Consider the following 19,287-nt stretch of genomic DNA (forward strand, 5'->3'; position numbering starts at 1 on the left):
ACTCAGCATCCCGGGAAGGATGGCTCCTGTGCACGACCTAGACCCTCATACCCCAGTCATGGTGGGGGTGGGCCAAGTGTCCGACCGCATCGATCGACCGAACTACAGACAGTTGAGTCCCGTGGAGCTGGCGGCGGAAGCTTCCAGAGCCGCGATAGCGGACTGTGGTGCAGATCCCCGGTCGATCACCGCGCAGATCGATACCGTCGCCGGCATAAGGCAATTCGAGAACTCAACGCCCATCGCACTCGCACCGCTGGGTCGATCAGACAACTATCCGAGATCGGTCGCGGATCGGATCGGCGCAGATCCGCGGCGCGCAATCCTGGAAGTCAGCGGCGGCCAAGCTCCCCAACAGCTGGTAACCGAGATGGCCCGCACCATCGCACGGACAGGTTCCGGAGTAACCCTGATCTTCGGGTCCGAGGCAATCTCCACAGTCCGCCATCTCACCCAGGCCGAGCGACGACCCGACTTCACCGAGCACCGCGGAGGACAGCTCGAAGATCGCGGCTACGGATTGGAAGGCCTGGTGTCGGAGTCCGAGACGAAGCACGGACTCATCGGCGCACCACCTCGATACGCCCTGTTCGAGAACGCTCGTCGTGCTCGGCTCGAACAAACGCGCACCGACTACGCGCTGTCCATGGGGCAACTCTTTGAACCGTTCACCTCGGTTGCGGCGAGAAACGTGCATGCGGCGGCCCCGACCGAACGTACCGCGGCAGAGCTGGCCACGGTCACCGAGCGCAATCGCATAATCGCCGACCCCTATCCGCGGTTCATGGTTTCGCGAGATCAGGTCAATCAAGGTGCGGCCCTACTCATCATGTCTGTCGGCATTGCGAGGAGTCTCGGCATACCGGAATCGAAATGGGTTTTCCTTCATGGTCACGCAGACCTTCGCGAAAAGGATCTCCTGGACCGCCCGGACCTCAGCACGAGCCCGGCGGCCGTCGCGGCTACCTGCCATGCCTTGGAGGTCGCCGGTATCGCAGCCGAACAGCTTTCATCGATTGACCTCTACAGCTGTTTCCCGATTGCGGTCTTCAATATCTGCGACGGACTCGGACTGAGTCCCACCGATCCGCGGCGTCTCACCGCAAGCGGAGGCCTACCCTTCTTCGGAGGCGCCGGCAACAACTATTCGATGCACGCAATCGCCGAAACGGTCACCCGACTGCGATCAGCGCCCGGCTCGTTTGGTCTTGTGGGCGCAAACGGGGGCTACCTCAGCAAGTACTCCGTCGGCGTCTATTCGACCAAGCCAGTGGAATGGCGGGACAGTCACAGCACAGAGATCCAAACAAGACTCGATGCGGCACTGAGTATTTCAGCAGTCGACACGGCTGACGGATGGGCTGTCGTCGAAAGTTACACCACGCAGTACGGCCGCACGGACCAGACCGGCATCGTTGTCGGGAGACTTGAAGACGGCCGGCGCTTCCTCGCCAACTCCATCGACGGCGATGTCGCAACGCGCGACATGCTCAGGAGCGAACAGCCCATAGGGCAGCGGGTCTACGCGCGATCCACCGGCCGCGGCAACCTCGTGTCGACGAGCGTAGAAGCCATGAACACCTTCGCAGCAGCGCCCTCGTCATCGTCTTCCTTCCGCGGATAAGCCCTACTGTCAACGACGATTGAAAACTGGTCTGGCCCACTTTCCGTGACAGGTCGGCGGCCGGTTCCGGTAAGACGTGGATCGGGCGGGAGATGATCGTTCTGGTGTTCTCCGAGTTGCTGTGACCTGCGCGCTCCAACGACGAGATCGCCGAAACGACCCGAATACTGAACACGATGCGCGGACTCGGCGACTACCTCACCACCGCCGCCCAGCGGTAGCGCGAACGCAGGACCGGACGCAGCCGATGACTGCCGCCGGAACCGACCGACCATCTCACGCCGAGCGGAGCCGGCACAGTGTCTTGCCGATGGTCGCGCCGGACAGCATCGCCACCAGCGCGGCACTCGCCTGCTCAATACCGTCGAAGACCGATTCCCGATAGCTCAGTCGGCCGTCCGCGAGGTAACCGGCTACCTCCTGTCGCATCGGTTCCTGGAGATGGTTGAACGAACCGGCGCGAAAACCGCGCATTCGCAACCCTTTCGACACCATGGTGAACAGGTTCGGCGGACCCGCCGGGGCGGCGCCGTCGTATCCGGATACCGCGCCGCAGAGCGCGATCCGGCCCTGCGGGCACAAAGCGTCGAGGGCCGCGGTGAGATGGTCGCCACCGACATTGTCGAAATAGGCATCGATCCCCCCGGACGCGAGCCCGGCGAGGGATTCCGATAGGTCGTCGTGGTAATCGAACGCGGATATACCGAGCTCGTCCCGCAGGAAGGCGACTTTCTCCGGGCTGCCCGCCGAACCGATGACCGTGGCGCCGCGCAGTTTCGCGAGTTGCGCGGCCAGCAAGCCGACGGCGCCGGCTGCCGACGAGACCCACAGGGTGTCCGCCGAGGTCAGTTCCAAGATCTCGAAAAGACCCACATAGGCTGTCAGGCCGGCGCTGCCGAGGGGGCCGAGGAACCACTGCGGCGGCAGGGCCCCGGAGTCGATCCGAGTCGGGGCACCATAGCCGCCGATGGTCCGCGCATCCGGCCCCACGATCGCGAACTCCCGGTACCCGAGGGTGTGGGACACCAGGTCACCGGCGGCGAAATTGGGATTGCGGGTCTCGACGACGGTGCCGAGCGCGAGCCCGGTCAGCGCGTCACCAGGTTGTAGCGGAGGCAGATACCCGTCCGGCGTCGACTCCGCCAGCCGGATCCGTATGGATGGGTCGATCGACAGCCAGGTGTTGCGTATCAGCACCTCGCCAGGCTCCAGCGGTGGTATCGGCATCTCGACGAGGGTGAGGTCGGCGCCGCCCAGCTTTCCGACCGGTCGGCGCGCCAGGCACAGGTGACGATTCATAGATGACCCTTCTATCTGGTTGAACACACGCTGATCATGCAGACAACCCGGTCCGGGTCATCGGAATCCATACAGTCGAACCATCGGGTGAGCACCGGCACCGCACCGTCGTCATCATCGGCGTGCTCCTTCCCTCGAGGACTGTGGTGGTAGCACCCGAAATCCGAGTTGAACGGGACTTGATAGCGGGCGATGGGATCGGCCGCGTCTATATGCATCGCGGCGACGAACCAGCCGGTCCGTGTCGTTCTCGGTGACCGCGCCGTGCAGGAATCGCATATCGCCGACGGGGCGCCCCTGAGCAGCCGGTGTTCACGGTTCGCCTTCGACCGGGCACTCAGATAGTCGAACATTGCCGTGCGCCCACGGTCGCGGTTGCCGCCGCGGACAGGACCATCGCGAAGTCGGCGTCTTCGGCCAGCAGCGCCGTCGCGTCCTGCCACTGTCGACCGTCGCGCCATAGTCCCCGATCAGGTAATTCATGAAATGAACTTAGTTCAGGAAACCGGTTCTTGTCGAGAGCGCGCACAGCTAGCCCCGAGGTGCCGAACCGAGGTGTGTGTGGTCCCGGTGCCCGACGCCCTGCCCGGTGAGCGCGCGGCTGCGCACACCGGATTTCCGGGCTGATAGGCGCCCCTGCTTCGGCGTCCGATTCAGCGGATGCCGGGCGTGCGCGGATCCGGACCGAGGCAGACTTGAACGACGCAGCCCGGCGGGGCATCCGCTAATGGTGGTGCCAACGGGTAGTTCAGGCAGCTGAAGACATCGCAGCCCGGATATGCCGCGGGCCCGACACCGAAGACGGCGATCAGCAGATTCGTATCCACGTACTCGCCCGGATCCTCGCGTGGCGGCGGTTCGACATACGGACCGGGATCGGGCACCGGATGGTCCTGGAATGCCGCGAACAGTCGGCGGAAGAATTCGTACGGCAGCTCCGTGGTGTTCTGCAGGGCCCCCGCAATGCCCTGGTTGCTGGCATTTCCGAAGACTCCGGTCCACACCACCGTCAAATCCAGACTCGGCACGATGAAGACGTTCTGCATGCCGAGTCCGACCATAAAGTACATGTCGGCGGGCTGGAAGCCGGAGTTCTCAGAGCATCCGAGGCCGATCCAGAACAGGTAGCCGAAGCACTTGTTCGCTGGTGATGGCTGGCGTGCCATGCGCAGATAGGTCTCGGAGACGAGTTGCCGTGTACCCCAGCGTCCGTTGTTGCTCACCAGCAGGCCGAGCTTCGCGAAATCGTTCGGCGGGATCAGCAGATGGGCGTATCCGTAGGTGTGACCGGCGCGGTCGCGCGCCCAATAATAATCACCGCGTTCGATGCCGAGCGGATCGAAAAGCTCACGTTGCGCGAACTGCTGCAATGGCTCACCCATGGCCAGCTCGATGACATAGGCGAGCAGATCGACAGCGCGTTCGCTGTAACTGAATGCCGCGCCCGGCGGATTCTCCAACGGCACTCCGAGCGCCTGCACGGCACTATTCGGATCGATCGGAATCACCCCGGTGATACCCTCGGAGAGTATACCCACCGCCAGGCCGGACGATTCGGTCAGCAGATTCTCCACGGTGATCGACCGATGCTGCGCATCACCGAGGCCGGGCGGCAGATACCGATCGATCGGCGCTGCTATATCGAGTTTCCCTTGATCCCAAGCTATTCCGGCGAGCAACGACACAACGCTCTTCGTCGCACTCCAGATATTCCAGGCGACATTTCCGGTCGCGTCGTTCGTCGGCCCCTCACCGATCAGGCAGTTGTGCCGGAACACCTGCACATTCAACCGATTACGCGCGCTCGCGAATGCCATGGCGTCCGCGAGTAGTCCCGAATCCAGTCCAACCTGTTCCGGGGCCGCCCGTTCCGGCTCTCGCCCGGACGACACTCCACATGACAGCCGCTCGGCGGGCGCGGCGTGCGCGCCCCCGGCGACGACGCTCCCCGCGACCAGCGATACCGCCGCAGTTCCGGCCAGGAATCTGTAGATGCGACTCATAGCGAAAGGCTATCGTGCCCAATCGGGCCGGAGCGGATAACAGGCTGAATATGGTTCAGCCGAATACAAGCCGGACATCCCACTCGACATCGAATATTCCAAGATTCCTCTTGCAGGACATCGGCGGCGTGTCCATTCTGCGAACCATGCCCTTCACCCACAGGATCGCATAACACCGCGGCCGCGTAATCCCCAACACCGCCACGGCTTCCCGCACAGCTGACCGACTGGACCAGCTCGTCACCGAACGGGACCACATCCTCCGAGAACGACTCGGTCGCCGCAACCCCTCACATCGAGAGCATTGCGACGACCACGTGAACCCAAGCCACGGGTTGAGGGGCTGATATTCAGGCACAGGTGGTGCTGCAGTCACCAGGGGCGGGTTGTCGACACCGACTCAGCCTTGGACAAGGTGCCACGCCTCTAATTTCCGGACAGGACTCCGTCGACCACGACGCGCACCAACTTTTCGGGAAGGTCTGGCGTTATCGGTCTGCCCGTCAAGATCACACGCAACTGGATCGAGGCGAATAATGGCTCGAGTACATCAACGGCGGCTATTCCGGGCCGGACCTCACCGCGGGTGATCGCGCGCTCTACGACAGGCGCCATCGCCCGAAGCCGGGTGTCGAAATACAATCGCCGTGCCTCGACGACAGCGGGGTTGTCCGTCGGGACAACACTCATTTGCAAAAGAGATCGTCCGACCGGACTGCCGAGATAATCACACGCCTGTTTCATGAGATCCGTCAGATCTTCGCGGAGCGAGCCGTGGTCGGGGACGACCAGCGACGCCTCGCTACGCGCCGTCAGCGCGTCGAGGATCATGCGTTCGCGGGTCTTCCAGCGTCGATAGACCGATGTCTCGTGCACGCCGGCGAGCCGAGCGACGGCAGCGACAGACACAGCGTGTACCGGGGTGCCATTCACGATTTCCGACAGCACCGCGTCACGAACGGAAGTAACGATGTCTGTTGTCGCGCTCTTGACCTGGGATGACACGCTCAACTCTTCAGGCATTTGCGCAGTATAACGACGCTACAGCGCATTGCCCGGCAGTGGGATTTGATTGGGATTTTACCGAATGAGACCGGGGTTGAACGGCGCGTCACGCCGGACGGGTCGGAAGAAATCTGGATCTCGAATTCGATTGTGGGCAAGTAGATTCGGACCGATTGGAGGGAGCCGACCTTGTCGTGGCGCATCCAATTCTCTGCGCCAGGGTCGGCCGGATAGCACTCAGCACCGGATGGCACTCGGCAGATGATGACCGCATCGCTGTCGGCAGGTCGTCGCGATGCCCGTCCCTCGCGTCCAGAGCCTCGAGGATCGCACGCAGAACGCGAGGATGCGCGAGGCGTTACGGCCCCCTCGCAGGTGGATCTGCTTCGCCACCACCATGTTTCGACCCTCAACCGCAACCCCCCACTTCATCTGACTATGGATGAATTGAGTCACAGCAACTCATGTTGCGCAGTTGGGCCGACCCGATTATGGTCATACGCAAGTCGACTTGCGCGATACCGGGCGGGGCCGGGTAGGGGATCCTCGAAGTACTTGTTGCGTTGTGCATATCGTGACTATGCGGTAAAAAGCGCCGCGCCTGCGAGAAAGTCGACTGGAACGCGACATTGCCGTCGCCGCGTTCGACAACGCCGTCGCTACGTCCATTGCAAATAATTGGCCCGCTAGAGCCGTTCTGCACAGTGAATCGGAGATCCTGATGAGCCTCGAAACGGACGTGTACGGCGACATCGCCGACTATCTGGAAAACCACTACAGCATCGAGATCGACAAGGTAGACCCTTCCGCGACATTCGAGGAACTGGGTCTGGATTCGCTCGGCCTGCTTGGCATTGCGGATATATTGGAACGAAAGTACACGATTTCGCTGAATGACGAGCGTATCGCCAGTATCAAGACTTTCGGCGAACTCGTCGATACCGTGCGGTCACGCTCGGAGGAATCCAGCGCGAAGTCCCTATAGAGGGCCGAGTGTCACATTCGACAGCATTGGAGATTTCGGTGACTGCATATATCACCAGTACTGGTCGCTTTCTACCTGGTGCGCCGGTAACGAACGACGAAATCGAAGACTTTATCGGCAAAGCGGGAAACGCGAGCTCTGCTCTTCGGGACACGATTCTCGCCAATAGTGGTATCAAAACTCGCTATTACGCCCTGGATCGGGAACAACGAACTGTTTTCTCGAATACCGAGTTGGCTGCTCGGGCGGTGGAGGACGCCGTCGAGCGATCGGAGATCGCTGCGGAAGATTTACAGTTACTTGCCGCCGCCACGACGCTACCGGACCTGATGGGACCGGGTCACGCGAGCATGGTCCATGGCCGCCTCGCATATCCGCCGTGCGAGATCGTCACCGCGCACGGCATCTGCAGCTCGGGAATGATGGCGCTGAAGAACGCTTACTTGCAGGTGGCGATCGGCGAGAAGGCGGCCGCCGTCGCGGTCGCCAGCGAGTTCGCTTCTCGTGGATTCAAGAGCAGTCGATACAAGTCGCTGGAGAGCCGGACGGAGGAAGGTTCGCTGCCCATGGAAACCGCGTTTCTGCGATATATGCTCTCCGATGGCGCGGGAGCGGCGGTCGTCCAGGACAAGCCGAGATCGAACGGGGTGAGCCTGCGCATCGACTGGATTTCGCTGACCTCGTACGCCAATACCGAGAAAGCGTGCATGTATTTCGGCAGCGAGTCCAACGATGCCGAGAAGACCTGGATGGATTATCCGAACGCGACGGAAGCTGCTGAGGCCGGCGCTCTGGTCGCAAGACAGCGACTATCGCTGCTACCGCATCTGGTAAAGGTCGGTATCGACGAGTATGAGCGTCTGCTGAACGACGGGAAATTCGACCCGACAACCTTGAAATGGATTCCGGCGCACTATTCGAGCGAGCGGATGAAGTCGATGGTGCTCGGCGAATTGTCGCGGCGCGACGTGCCACGGCCGGGACCCGAGGTGTGGTACAGCAATCTCACCCGCGTCGGGAATATCGGCAGCGCAAGTATTTTCGTGATCCTCGACGAAATGCTGCGCGACGAGCTCATCACACCGGGCGACACGCTGCTGTGCATGGTCCCGGAATCGGGGCGTTTCGCGATTTCGTACATGCACCTCACGGCAGTGGGCGGCACGGGCTCATGAGTGCTGCGCCTCGGGATCTGCCCGTGCGGGACGTCGGCGCCGAACCCGCTGTGATCGCGGTGTATTGGTTTTCGCAGACCGGACAACTGCGTGAGTGCCTCGACCATTTTCTCGAGCCACTGGTAGAAGCCGGTTGCGACGTCCGGTGGATCGAAGTCACCACCTCCGGTGACTTTCCGTTTCCGTGGTCACTCGGTCGTTTCTTCGGTGTATTTCCGGAGGCCGCCGACGCCGAGGCGACCGTGGACATCTCCATCGGGGACGGCGGTCGACCAGCAGGCGATGATGTAGATCTCGTGCTCGTCGCGCACCAGGTGTGGTACCTCAGCCCGTCGATTCCGATGCGAACGCTGGTGCGGCGCTACCCCGATCTGGTGACCGATCGGCCGGTCGTGCAGTTCATCGCATGCCGCAATATGTGGGCGTCCGCGGCGGTGAGCATGCGCAGCATGCTCACCGCCGCCGGTGCTCGCCACATCGGTGTGATCGCGGTGACGGATACCGCCAATCAACTTGTGTCACTGTTCACCACTCTGCGGTGGTTGTTGTTGGGCCGGCGGGAGGCGTCTTTCGGTCTGCGTGCCGCCGGTGTGCCCGATGCCGAGCATCAACGGCTGCGCCGGCTCGGTCGGCAACTGGTCGAGACAGGCGCTGCCAGCGGCGAGCGGATCATCGCTGTGCTGCCCGAGGTGTTGGTGCGGGCCGAATCAGCACGCGAAAATGCCGCGGTGATCGGTCCGGACCTGTTGGCCGGCGCGGCATTTCGATTCGCGGCAGGACGGATCCGCCGCTACACCAGCCCCGGTGGGATCGTTGAGAAAGCAGCACTGGCCGTTTTCGTCAGCGCGCTGGGTTCGGCGATCGCCATCGGCCTGCCGGTAGCCACGGTGGCGCGCATCGCTTTTCGTCATCGAGTGGACGCCGCCCTCACAAAGTATCTCGACCGCACGCTGTACGCGGCTGCCGACGACGGCGCACTCGCGCGGCCTCGACACGAGGTGTCACCATGAGTGTCGACGACTGCGAGGTATTGATTGTCGGTGGTGGTCCGACCGGCCTGATCGCCGCACACCTGTTGGGCCGCCAAGGGATTCGCACCCATCTGGTGGAGAGCCGGTCGAGTGCGTCTGTACACCCGCGGGCCACGATGGTCAATGTTCGCACCGCGGAAATACTCCGAGACCTCGATCTTCTCGGGCCGGCTCAGGACGTCGGCACCAGCCTGGAGGCGTTGAGTCGGGTCAGTTTCCACACCACCCTGGTCGGTGGCGAGCTCGGCGAGATAGACATGGTGGGAGACGCCGAGAAGCTGATGCGGACGGTGTCGGCGAGTCCGGTGTTGCCGCTGATCTGTCCGCAGAACGAACTGCAGACGCTCGCGCTGCGTGAGTTGCGCAATTACCCCTCGGTCAGCGTCGAGTCGGGTATGGAGATCGCCGATCTGCTCGCCGATTCCGAAGGGGTCGGCGCGGTACGGGCAGACGGTTCCGCTCTCCGCGCTTCTTATGTGATTCTCGCCGAGGGAATTCACGGCCGGTTGCGCCGGCGCGTCGGCATCACGGTCGAGGCCTCCGAACCACTCGGAACGATGTTGGACATCCATTTCACCGCCGATCTCGGCTCCGCCGTTGGAGGTAATGAGAGCGCGCTGTACTGGGTTGTCAACGATGACGTACAGGGGGTACTCATCACCGTCTCGCCGCAACGCGGTATTTGGCTGCTCGAGCTGACCGGCATGGATATCAACCCGTCGGCGATGCCCGACGAAAGCGAGTGCGAGCGCTTGGTCCGATCGGCCATCGGTGATGCCGGCATCGACATCACGATCGAGTCGGTCCGGACGTGGGCGATGGGTACAACGGCCGTCGACCGGTGGAGCGACGTCCACCAGCGGGTATTCGTGGCCGGCGATGCGGCACACAGCTTCCCGCCGACCGGTGGCTTCGGCATGAATACCGGTATCCAGGACGCGCACAACCTCGCGTGGAAGCTGCACGGTGTGTTGCGTGGCTGGTCGAGTCCGCGGCTGCTGTGCACCTACGAATCGGAGCGGCGGCCCGTCGCGGACTTCAACGCCGGGCGCAGTGTGTACAACGCCGCTGCCATGGACGAGTTCTTCACACAGGCACGATCGCTGATCAGATCGGGGAACGGATACGGGCACGAGATCGGCGATGCCGCCGCACTGGCGGACGGCATCGAACGGCAGCGACCGCATTTCGATTTCTACGGTCAGGCAAGGGGGTTCGTCTATTCCTCCGACGCAGACAAGCCGGTGCCGGTCGTCGCCGACGTGGTCGACTATCACCCCAGGGTGACCGTCGGTGCCGTCGCGCCACATGTGTGGCTGGAAGAGGATGGGCGGCGGACCGCCATCAGCGACCTGACCAACGGGACCTTTGCCTTGCTGACTTCCGTCCAGGGCGCGCCCGAATGGCAGGACTCGTTCGGTGCGTGGGCGTCGGTGCTCGGTGACATACCGCTGCGGGTATGGCCGGTGTCCCCGGTACCGCGTCCGGACGCCTTACACGATTTCCGCGACGACGCCATCGGGGTCTTCGGTCTGTCCGACGCGGCGGCGGTCGTTGTGCGTCCCGACGGCCACATCGGCGCGATATTGCCCGGTACGGATCCGCACGGCGAACTGGCCCGATACCTCAACTCGATGCTCGGCGAGAAAGCAGTGACCTCATGACCGACATTTCCCAGGACGACACCTCCGGCGTCGATCCGCAGCTTGCGGCGGATCTGCTCAGCAATGACCGGGGTCGGGTCAAGCGCGCGATCGAGAGCATCTCCGCACAGCGGCTCGCGGACCATCTCGAGACCGACACCGGCACAGCGGGTTTGGTCGCGGCATTCGATTTGATGCCGACGTTCTATCGCGGCGGTCTGCCCAAGCCCGCGGTGGTCCGCTGGGCCGTGACCCGGCGCACGCACGGCAAACTCGAACGCGACGTCGAGCTGACCCCCGACAGCTGCACAATCGGCGAAAAGGGCGCCTTCTCCGCGCAACCGGCGGCCACACTTACCGCGCCCGCATCGGCGTTCGTCGCGCTGGCCTGCGGTGCGACGCGCGGTGTCGAATTGATGTCGCGGGGTGATCTGCGGGTGGCGGGCAATGTGCAGCTCGCGATGAAGATGGAGCGCCTGTTCGACCTCGAGCCGAATGCCACGTCGTCATGAGTGCGCCGAGCCTGCCGCGCGCGGTGACCGCCCGGCGCAGGGTCGCCATCACCGGGATCGGTGTGGTGTCGCCGGTGGGGAATTATCCCGGCGTGCTGTGGGACAACCTGCTCGAAGGCCGTTCGGGCGTCGGTCCCGTCACCACGTTCGACGTCTCGACCAAACGGGTTCGGATCGCCGCGACGGTCGATGATTTCGCGGCGACGGACTGGATGGAGCGCAGGGACGCCATCCGGTTCGATCGTTTCTGTCAGCTCGCGATGGCAGCCTCCGACCTGGCACTCAAAGACGCCGGTGAGCTCAGCGCCGATCCGTCCCACGTTGCGGTCATCATCGCCAGCGCACTCGGCGGTGCCGACACGATTCGCACCACCGTCGGCAACGACCCGGACGGTGAACGGATCCCACCGACCTTCATCCCCGTATCGATGTCCAATGTCGCCGCCTCGGTGGTGGCCCAACGCCACGATTTCGCAGGGCCGAGCTACTCGCCGAGCAGCGCGTGCGCGTCCTCGGCCGACGCAGTCGGCCAGGGCATGCGGATGATCAGGGACGGATACGCCGACGCGTGCGTTGTCGGTGGATCCGAAGCCTGCGTCAATCCCGTTATCATGGCCGGTTTCGCCAGCATGCGGGCATTGTCGCGGCGCAACGACAGTCCCGAGCAGGCCGCGCGCCCATTCGACGCCGACCGCGACGGATTCGTGCTGGGCGAGGGCGCGGCGGTGCTGGTTCTCGAGGACATGGATCGTGCTCTCGCGCGGGGAGCGACCATATACGCCGAGATCGCGGGCTACGGACAAACGAATGACAGCCACCATCTGACCGCACCGCGGGCCGATGGTTCCAGTGCCGCCCAGGCGATTCGCATCGCGCTGCGCGACGCGGACATCGCGACAACCGATGTGGACTACATCAACGCACACGGCACGGGCACGATACTCAACGACCGCGCGGAAATGGCCGCGTTGCGTACTGTTTTCGGCGCTGACCTCGCGAAAACCGTTGTGGCTTCTACCAAATCCATGACCGGCCACCTCCTCGGCGCGGGAGGCGCGTTGGAGGCCGCCATCGCCGCGCTGGCCGTCAAGACATCGATGATCCCGCCGTCGGTCAATCTGGACCAGGTGGCCGAGGACTGCACGGGCGCGTCGTTCGTCTCGGCATCGACCGAGTCCGATGTCGCTGCCGTGCTGACGAATTCCTTCGCGTTCGGCGGCCACAACTCGTCATTGGTCCTGCGCCGTAACGACCCTTACCGCACCGAGGAGTAGTCCATGGAATTGAAGTTCGAAGGTGAAGTCACCGCGTCATTGCATCCGCCTCGTATGGTGGGCAATACCCCGCACGGAATTCGCATGTTCATCGAGGTCGGTGAGGGAAAGCTGGAGGGTGAGCGCATCAACGGGCGCGTGCTGCCCGGCGGTGGCGACTGGGTGCTGATCGGCACCGACCAGTGGGCGCGCGCCGATGTACGCGCGCAATTCGAGACCGACGACGGTGCGATCATCTACGCGCAATTCGATGGGCTGATCGAGATGACCGATGCCGTGCAGACAGCGTTCGCGGACGGGGTGCCCACCACATTCGAGGACCAATACTTCCGGGTGCTGCCGCGTCTGGAGACCGGTGATCCCGACTACGAATGGATCAATCAGACGCTTTTCGTCGGTGAGGGCCGATTCACCGAAGGCTTCGGTCTGCAATACCGCTTCTACCGGATCACCTGACCCGACCTGACCGCCCCGCACAGTGTCACATCCTTCCACTGTCTGAAAGTGAGGTGATCGGCCCGATGAATTCCACGGATGCCGACTCGTCGTCGCGTGCGATCGACGTCCGGTCGGTGACTGTGCGACGAAGGCGGAAAACGATCCTCGACGACATCTCGTTCACCGTCGGCCAAGGCTCGGTGACCGGTTTGCTCGGGCCGAGCGGCTGCGGCAAGACCACACTGATGCGCACCGTCGTCGGCGTGCAGAAGTTCTCGTCGGGCACGGTCACCGTGCTCGGCCGCCCGGCGGGGCATCGGCGGCTGCGCCGTGACGTCGGCTACGTGACCCAGTCGCCGTCGATCTACGACGATCTGACCGTTCGGCAGAATGTTCGCTACTTCGGGGTGATGTACGGGGCGAAGTCCGAGTCGGTGGACCAGGCCATCGAGGACGTCGGGCTGCTCACCTACCGAGACACGCTGGCCGCCAAGCTTTCCGGCGGACAGCGTGCGCGGGTGTCGCTGGCGTGCGCGCTCATCGCGCGGCCCAAGCTGCTGGTACTCGATGAGCCGACCGTCGGTCTCGACCCGGTGCTGCGCCGTGACCTGTGGGCTTCCTTTCACAGCCTGGCGGCAGGCGGCACGACGTTGTTGGTGTCCAGCCACGTGATGGACGAGGCCGAACGCTGTGATCGCCTGTTGCTCATGCGGGAGGGCAGCGTGCTCGCCGATTCCGACCCCGTGGGCTTGCTGCGGCGAACCGGAGCCGACACATTAGAGGGCGCTTTCCTGCGGCTGATCGAGTCCGGCGACGGAGCACGATCGTCCACCACCGTGAATTACGTTGCGACTCATCAGGTTTCCAAAGAGACCCGACCGGAGGTTTCGTTGTGAATGCCCACATGCTGTTGCACACCACCGCGCGTGTGCTCACCCAGATTCGCCACGACCGCCGCACGGTGGGGCTGCTGCTCGTGGTGCCGAGCGTGCTGCTCACCTTGCTGCGCTACGTCTTCAACGGTCGCCCCGACATCTTCGACCAATTGGGATTGATGCTGCTCGGCATCTTCCCGTATGTGTCGATGTTCATGGTCACCAGCGTCGCCATGCTGCGCGAACGCACCACCGGCACGTTGGAACGACTTATGAGCACGCCTCTGTCGAAGATGGATCTGCTGCTCGGCTACGGACTGGCATTTGCCGTGGTGGCCGTGGTGCAGGCGGCGGTTGCCGCCACGGTCGCCTACCAGTTCCTCGGGCTCGAATCGCAGGGGTCCATCGCAGCGGTGTTGCTGATTGTCATCGCAACGGCCGTGCTCGGCTCGTCGACGGGGTTGCTGACGAGTGCGTTCGCGCAGTCGGAGTTCCAGGCCATGCAGTTCATGCCCGCGTTGGTGATCCCGCAGTTGCTGCTCTGCGGTCTCGTTTGGCCGCGGGAGGATATGTCCGGATTCTTGCAAGGGCTGAGCAACGTCGTACCGCTGCGCTACGCCGCGCAAGGGCTCACCGAGATCGGCACGTATCCACACCCGACCACCACGATGTGGATCGACCTGGTGGTCGTGACAGCGTTCGCTGTGGCTTCCTTGCTCACCGGCGCGGTAACGCTACGCCGACGCAGTTCGTAACCATCCGATCGCAGCAGGAGCTTCCACGTGACAGCACTTCGCGTTCTTCGCCGAGTACTGCCGGTACCCACCCAGGCCGACGCATTGTTCGCACGCCGCGGGTTCCCGACATCGGCACCGATCACCAGCACACTCGAACAGGTTGGCGTGCAGGTGATCCGGGGTTTCGAGATGGGCGCTGACATTGCCGACATCGATGACCTCGCAGCTGCTCTCGACCATATCGACCCGTTTTATCGCAGCCTGGCCTACGAAGGGGCGGTGACCGCGCTCGTCACCCGCGACCTCATCGGCCTTCGGCGGCGAAATCTGGCCCGGCAGTTCGTCGAAGGTCCAGGTGCCCCACACGCCTATATGGCGTACGTCGGCTATGGGCTTCTTATGCCGCGCCTGCCGAGGTTCCTGTGGCAACGGTGCAGGCCGAACCTCGGCGATGATGACGTGTTGTCGCATCTGACCTGGCTGGCGGCCGACGGATTCGGTTTCGACGGAGCGTTTTTCCAGACGGCACGATGGATCGATAGGCAGTGGCGGCCCAAGCCGTATTCGTGGGAAGGTGACAGTTCCTACTTCCTGCGCGCCGTCGATCAGGGCGTCGGACGGTCGTTGTACTTCGTCAACGCCGCGGATCTCGAGGCGATCGCCAACCGGATCGAGCGTATGGATCCAGGCCGTCGGGCCGACATGTGGAGCGGCATCGGTGCCGCCATCGCCTATCTCGGTGGAGTCGCGGAGGCCGACATCCGCACAGCGCAGCGTCGTGCCGGGCTCGCGGTGGCGGATATGGCACAGGGTGCCGCGTTCGCGATAAAGGCGCGAGCTCATGCCGGGTATATACCAGATTGCTCGGTGTCGGCGGCACGAGTGCTCTGTAATTCCGATGTCGCTGCGGTCGTCGCGGTCGTCGACGAGGCCAGCACACAACCGTTCGGCACGGGCGAGCCCGGTTACGAGCAATGGCGGCGCCGGTTACGCGAGCGGCTCACGCCACCAACGTTGTTGGGCGTGGACCGACAACCGGCCGATCAACCACGAGGAGCTTAGATGTCGCGCTTTATCGATGACGTACTGGCCAGCAGTGCCTCCGAGCGGGGTTTCTCCTACGGCGATCCCGATGCGCTGCGCAGGAAGACCTGGGCAGAGTTGCTGCGGCACAGTCGATGTGCTGCGCAGTCGCTGGCCGATCAGGGTGTGACCATGGGTTCGCGGGTCGCCATTCTTGCCGGTGAACCCGAGGATGTCGTGGTAGCGGTACTGGCCTGCTGGTTGCTCGGCGCCTCGGCCACGATGCTGCATCAACCGACGCATCGAACCGATCTGACGGTCTGGGGGCGTGACACTATCAGATCCCTCGATGTCATCGACGCCAAACTGGTGTTGATCGGACCCCCCTTCGACAGCGCGGCGATCATCCTCGCCGAGCACGATGTGCTCAGTGTGTCGATCGCCCGGCTGGATTCGTCGACACCGTTGGAGCCCACCGATGTTCCGGATGACACCTTGGCGCTACTGCAGCTGACGTCGGGATCCACCGGCAGTCCGAAAGCTGTTGCCATCACGCATGCCAACCTGTACGCGAGCGGTCACGCCATCGCGCGGGCATCCGATATGGATCCGGCAAAAGATGTCGGGGTGAGCTGGTTACCGCTGTTCCACGACATGGGCATGGTGGGTTTCGTGGCGACGCCGTTGCAGTTCGGGGTCGAGGTGGTGTGTGTGAGTCCGACGCATTTCCTACGTTCACCGCTGGTGTGGATGGATCTCATCACTCGACATCACGGCACGATGACCGCCGCCCCGAACTTCGCCTACGAGATCGTGGCACGGCGAATGGAGTCGGCTCCGGATGGGGCATTCGACCTGTCCAGTATGCGGTTCGCGTTGAACGGCGCCGAACCTATCGATGCAACCGCCGTCGCCCAATTCATCAGGGCCGGAGCGCGTTTCGGTTTGTCCGCAGGGGCCGTGGTGCCCGCCTACGGCATGGCGGAGGCCACGCTCGCGGTGTCGTTCAGTCCGATCGGAAAGGGCGTGCAAACCGATGCGGTGCGGCCCGACGCCATCGAGACGACCGGTTGCGCGACGCCGGCCGAGGGTGCGGACGCCCGGGTGCTAGTGACGCTAGGGGCGCCGGTTCCTGGTGTCGAGGCACGAGTGCTGGATGACACCGGAGTATCTGTGCAGCCCCGAACCGTCGGTGAGATCCTGATCTCCGGTGCCACGGTTACCGATGGTTACTTCACCGAAAACGGTTACAGCTCAGCGCGAAACGAGGGCGGGTGGTTGGCGACCGGTGATCTCGGCTACCTGACCGAATCGGGTGAGATCGTCGTCTGTGGGCGCAAGAAGGACACCATCATCGTCGCGGGCCGCAATATTTTCCCGACCGACATCGAGCGCGCCGCAGCGACGGTGGCGGGTGTCCGACGGGGTAACACCGTCGCCGTGCGACTCGAGCCGGGGGAAATCCGTGAGAGTTTCGCGGTCGCCGTAGAGTCCGCCGATTGGAACGATGACCAGCACATCGTACGTATCCAACGGGAGGTGACCCGCGCCGTCCGCGACAGCGTGGGGGCAACACCGCGGTCGGTTGCCGTTGTCGCACCGGGGTCGATACCGAAAACCCCGTCGGGCAAGGTGCGCCGAACAAACTCCGCCCACCTGGTCCGATGATCGGCCGACGCGCTGGTATCGCCGTGACCGTCCTCCTGCTGTCGATCGGCGGCACCGCCTGCACCGCAGATGGTGGTTTGCCACGGCCTGCCCAGTTACTCCGCAACGCGGCGGCGGCGGCGCGTGCGACGACAAGCGCACACATCACCCTGCAGCTCAGCGGCGCGCCCCTGAGCGGAGTGAGCGTACGGGCCATGTCGGCCGACGTGGTCCGCGACGGTGACGCGCGAGCGAAAGGACAGCTGGTGGTGCCGTCGGTACTCGGTGACGCCCGCGTTGATTTCGTCGAGATCGACTCGACCATCTACACCCAGGACCCCGCCGGGCGATTCGCACCGGCACCAGCGCAACAGAACGGGTCGGCTAATCCGTTGCCCACCGCGTTGATAGACCCGCACCGAGGAGTCGCAAACCTCCTGACGTCGATGTCTTCGGTGCAGACCGAGGCAAAAGAGACCATCGCCGGCGTCGAAGCGTTCCGCGTCACCGGACTCGTTGCGGCTCACGACATTGCACAGGTGGCGCCGAGCGTGACCACGGACGGGAGGTTGACCGTGTGGTTCAAGGTGGGTGGCCGACACGAGCCGGTCGCGACCCGGCTGGTGATCGGTCAGGGGGATCCCGCCTCGCAATCCGTGCTCGACCTGGCGGTCAGCGCCGTCAACCGTCCCGTACATGTCGCCGATCCCCGCCAATAGCTTGCGGTCGGCAAGCTACGAACACCATGCCGACGAACGGGCCGCAACCATTCGGCGGCCGATGAAGGGAATCCGATGTACGACATCACCGAGATCGACCCCGAGCAAGTCTCACCGGGTGAGTTCAAGAACCTCATCGCCAACACGTCCGATGAAAAGTTGCGCGCCGCACTGGCTGATCCGAACGTACGAAAAATAATGCTCGACACCGTTTTCGCGCGCATGCCGGACCGGTTGAGTGTTGACGAAGCACGCGGTGTCGACGCAACCGTGCTATGGCGAGTGGGACAGACTCCTGACGAGTGGCTGGTGACGATTCGCGACGGTGGGTGCACCGTGACGAAGGCGACGGCAGGTGTCAAACCGACGGTGTCACTGACGCTGGGAGATGTCCTGTTCCTCCGATTGTTGTCCGGGCAGGCGTCGGGGACGAAATCGATGCTTTCCGGCAAGTTGCGTGTCAAGGGTGATGTGCTCTTCGCCAGGCGAGTGGAGAAGCTGTTCAGCACGGATTGACGCCAGCTAGCGACTCGATTCCGCGCCCATCACATCCGCATAGACGTAGTAGGCGATCTCGGTCGGGTCACTGACGCTGCGCCGCGCCATCAGCCAATGCCCACACCCGGCCGCCCACCTCCCATCGATCTGGCGGCGTGTCCAGTCATATTCGCGGGGTCCGTGCGCACCGGCCTGCACGCGGTCGCAGCGGAGACGGCGGCGGCGTGCGCCAGCGTCGAGACCCTCGGCCGCACCAAGCCGCCGATCTGCTCTACCTCCAGCACATCGTCCCCAGCCAACGTCGGATCCCGCAATCCGTGCCATGGTCGTTGCTGAGCTTTATCGGCACACGAGCAGCGGCACACCCACATGGAAACCCACCGCGACGAGCCTGAATTCGGGTACCGATTCCTCGCCGACGAGGCACGCGCGCCGGTGAGCCCATGGCCGACCGGACCGCATGGCGGATCTGCTCGGCCCAGGGCTGGTGGAGTGTGTCCGGCGAGAAACGCAGCGGCAAAGGCAAGGCTGGCCTGCCGGTCCACGACGATCTGGTCCGCCGCAATTTCTCCGCCGATGCTCCGAATCGGTTGTGGCTGGCCGACATTTCCGAACATCACACCGGTGAGGGCAAGCTCTACAATTGCGCGGTCAAGGACGGCTATTCCAACCGGATCGTCGGCTACTCCATCGATTCTCGGATGAAGTCGACATTGGCAGTGCACGCACTCAACAACGCGGTAGCCCGCCGTGGCGACGTGGCCGATTGCGTTCTGCACACCGACCGCGGATCGCAAGG

The 19,287-nt window shown here is 63.6% G+C and carries 17 protein-coding genes and 2 pseudogenes; 15 read left to right on the plus strand and 4 right to left on the minus strand.

Features of this window, described 5'->3' with window-relative positions:
- Positions 1 to 19: 19 nt before the first annotated feature.
- Positions 20 to 1,624, plus strand: a complete 1,605-nt coding sequence (locus tag ON44_RS37855) for an acetyl-CoA acetyltransferase (protein WP_051182928.1) — start codon at positions 20 to 22, stop codon at positions 1,622 to 1,624.
- A 276-nt stretch (positions 1,625 to 1,900) separates the two neighbouring features.
- On the opposite strand, the gene ON44_RS37860 is transcribed toward ON44_RS37855, so the two are convergent.
- The 3 genes from ON44_RS37860 to ON44_RS37875 all read right to left on the minus strand — a co-directional run bounded on the left by ON44_RS37860 (position 1,901) and on the right by ON44_RS37875 (position 5,949).
- Positions 1,901 to 2,923 carry an NADP-dependent oxidoreductase gene (locus ON44_RS37860; RefSeq protein ID WP_040699452.1) on the minus strand — a complete coding sequence of 341 codons (1,023 nt, stop codon included), beginning with the start codon at positions 2,921 to 2,923 and terminating at the stop codon, positions 1,901 to 1,903.
- Positions 2,924 to 3,576: 653 nt separating this feature from the next.
- Positions 3,577 to 4,926: a serine hydrolase domain-containing protein gene (locus tag ON44_RS37870; protein ID WP_040699455.1), complete on the minus strand. Its 1,350-nt coding sequence runs from the start codon at positions 4,924 to 4,926 to the stop codon at positions 3,577 to 3,579.
- Positions 4,927 to 5,352: 426 nt separating this feature from the next.
- Positions 5,353 to 5,949: a TetR-like C-terminal domain-containing protein gene (locus ON44_RS37875; protein ID WP_083898402.1), complete on the minus strand. Its 597-nt coding sequence runs from the start codon at positions 5,947 to 5,949 to the stop codon at positions 5,353 to 5,355.
- Between the two features lie 703 nt (positions 5,950 to 6,652).
- Here ON44_RS37875 and ON44_RS37880 point away from each other — a divergent pair.
- The 13 genes from ON44_RS37880 to ON44_RS37940 all read left to right on the plus strand — a co-directional run bounded on the left by ON44_RS37880 (position 6,653) and on the right by ON44_RS37940 (position 18,506).
- Positions 6,653 to 6,916, plus strand: a complete 264-nt coding sequence (locus ON44_RS37880) for a phosphopantetheine-binding protein (RefSeq protein ID WP_040699456.1) — start codon at positions 6,653 to 6,655, stop codon at positions 6,914 to 6,916.
- Positions 6,917 to 6,954: 38 nt separating this feature from the next.
- Entirely contained in the window at positions 6,955 to 8,091 is a 1,137-nt protein-coding gene (locus tag ON44_RS37885) for a StlD/DarB family beta-ketosynthase (protein ID WP_040699492.1), read from the plus strand.
- Positions 8,088 to 9,101, plus strand: a complete 1,014-nt coding sequence (locus tag ON44_RS47455; protein ID WP_051182930.1) for a hypothetical protein — start codon at positions 8,088 to 8,090, stop codon at positions 9,099 to 9,101. Before ON44_RS37885 ends, ON44_RS47455 begins: the two co-directional genes overlap by 4 nt.
- Positions 9,098 to 10,786, plus strand: a complete 1,689-nt coding sequence (locus ON44_RS37895) for an FAD-dependent monooxygenase (RefSeq protein WP_040699457.1) — start codon at positions 9,098 to 9,100, stop codon at positions 10,784 to 10,786. Before ON44_RS47455 ends, ON44_RS37895 begins: the two co-directional genes overlap by 4 nt.
- Positions 10,783 to 11,277: an SCP2 sterol-binding domain-containing protein gene (locus ON44_RS37900; RefSeq protein ID WP_040699458.1), complete on the plus strand. Its 495-nt coding sequence runs from the start codon at positions 10,783 to 10,785 to the stop codon at positions 11,275 to 11,277. The genes ON44_RS37895 and ON44_RS37900 overlap by 4 nt, the downstream gene beginning before the upstream one ends.
- The gene (locus ON44_RS37905) at positions 11,274 to 12,551 is read left to right on the plus strand and encodes a beta-ketoacyl-[acyl-carrier-protein] synthase family protein (protein WP_051182932.1); all 1,278 of its coding nucleotides are present in this window, start codon (positions 11,274 to 11,276) and stop codon (positions 12,549 to 12,551) included. Before ON44_RS37900 ends, ON44_RS37905 begins: the two co-directional genes overlap by 4 nt.
- Before the next feature lie 3 nt (positions 12,552 to 12,554).
- Positions 12,555 to 13,007, plus strand: coding sequence for a DUF3237 domain-containing protein (locus tag ON44_RS37910; protein WP_040699460.1), 453 nt, complete (start codon positions 12,555 to 12,557; stop codon positions 13,005 to 13,007).
- 65 nt (positions 13,008 to 13,072) lie between these two features.
- Positions 13,073 to 13,885: an ABC transporter ATP-binding protein gene (locus tag ON44_RS37915; RefSeq protein WP_063721700.1), complete on the plus strand. Its 813-nt coding sequence runs from the start codon at positions 13,073 to 13,075 to the stop codon at positions 13,883 to 13,885.
- Complete coding sequence (locus ON44_RS37920) at positions 13,882 to 14,619, plus strand: ABC transporter permease (RefSeq protein ID WP_040699461.1); 738 nt, start codon at positions 13,882 to 13,884, stop codon at positions 14,617 to 14,619. Before ON44_RS37915 ends, ON44_RS37920 begins: the two co-directional genes overlap by 4 nt.
- A 27-nt stretch (positions 14,620 to 14,646) precedes the next feature.
- A complete protein-coding gene (locus ON44_RS37925; RefSeq protein WP_051182934.1) occupies positions 14,647 to 15,663 on the plus strand; it encodes a DUF1702 family protein in 1,017 nt (338 codons plus the stop codon).
- Positions 15,664 to 17,292, plus strand: a complete 1,629-nt coding sequence (locus tag ON44_RS37930; protein WP_040699463.1) for a fatty acyl-AMP ligase — start codon at positions 15,664 to 15,666, stop codon at positions 17,290 to 17,292.
- A 23-nt stretch (positions 17,293 to 17,315) separates the two neighbouring features.
- Positions 17,316 to 17,990 (plus strand): LppX_LprAFG lipoprotein, encoded by a 675-nt coding sequence (locus tag ON44_RS37935; RefSeq protein WP_157187509.1) that lies wholly within the window; start codon positions 17,316 to 17,318, stop codon positions 17,988 to 17,990.
- 75 nt (positions 17,991 to 18,065) lie between these two features.
- Positions 18,066 to 18,506, plus strand: a complete 441-nt coding sequence (locus ON44_RS37940) for an SCP2 sterol-binding domain-containing protein (RefSeq protein ID WP_040699465.1) — start codon at positions 18,066 to 18,068, stop codon at positions 18,504 to 18,506.
- A 42-nt stretch (positions 18,507 to 18,548) separates the two neighbouring features.
- On the opposite strand, the pseudogene ON44_RS53095 reads toward ON44_RS37940, so the two are convergent.
- A pseudogene (locus ON44_RS53095) lies at positions 18,549 to 18,677 on the minus strand (IS701 family transposase); the annotation flags it as partial.
- 189 nt (positions 18,678 to 18,866) lie between these two features.
- Here ON44_RS53095 and ON44_RS37950 point away from each other — a divergent pair.
- Positions 18,867 to 19,287 (plus strand): annotated as a pseudogene (locus ON44_RS37950) (transposase); the annotation flags it as partial.

The sequence above is a fragment of the Nocardia vinacea NBRC 16497 genome, assembly GCF_000308835.1.
Lineage (GTDB): Bacteria > Actinomycetota > Actinomycetes > Mycobacteriales > Mycobacteriaceae > Nocardia > Nocardia vinacea.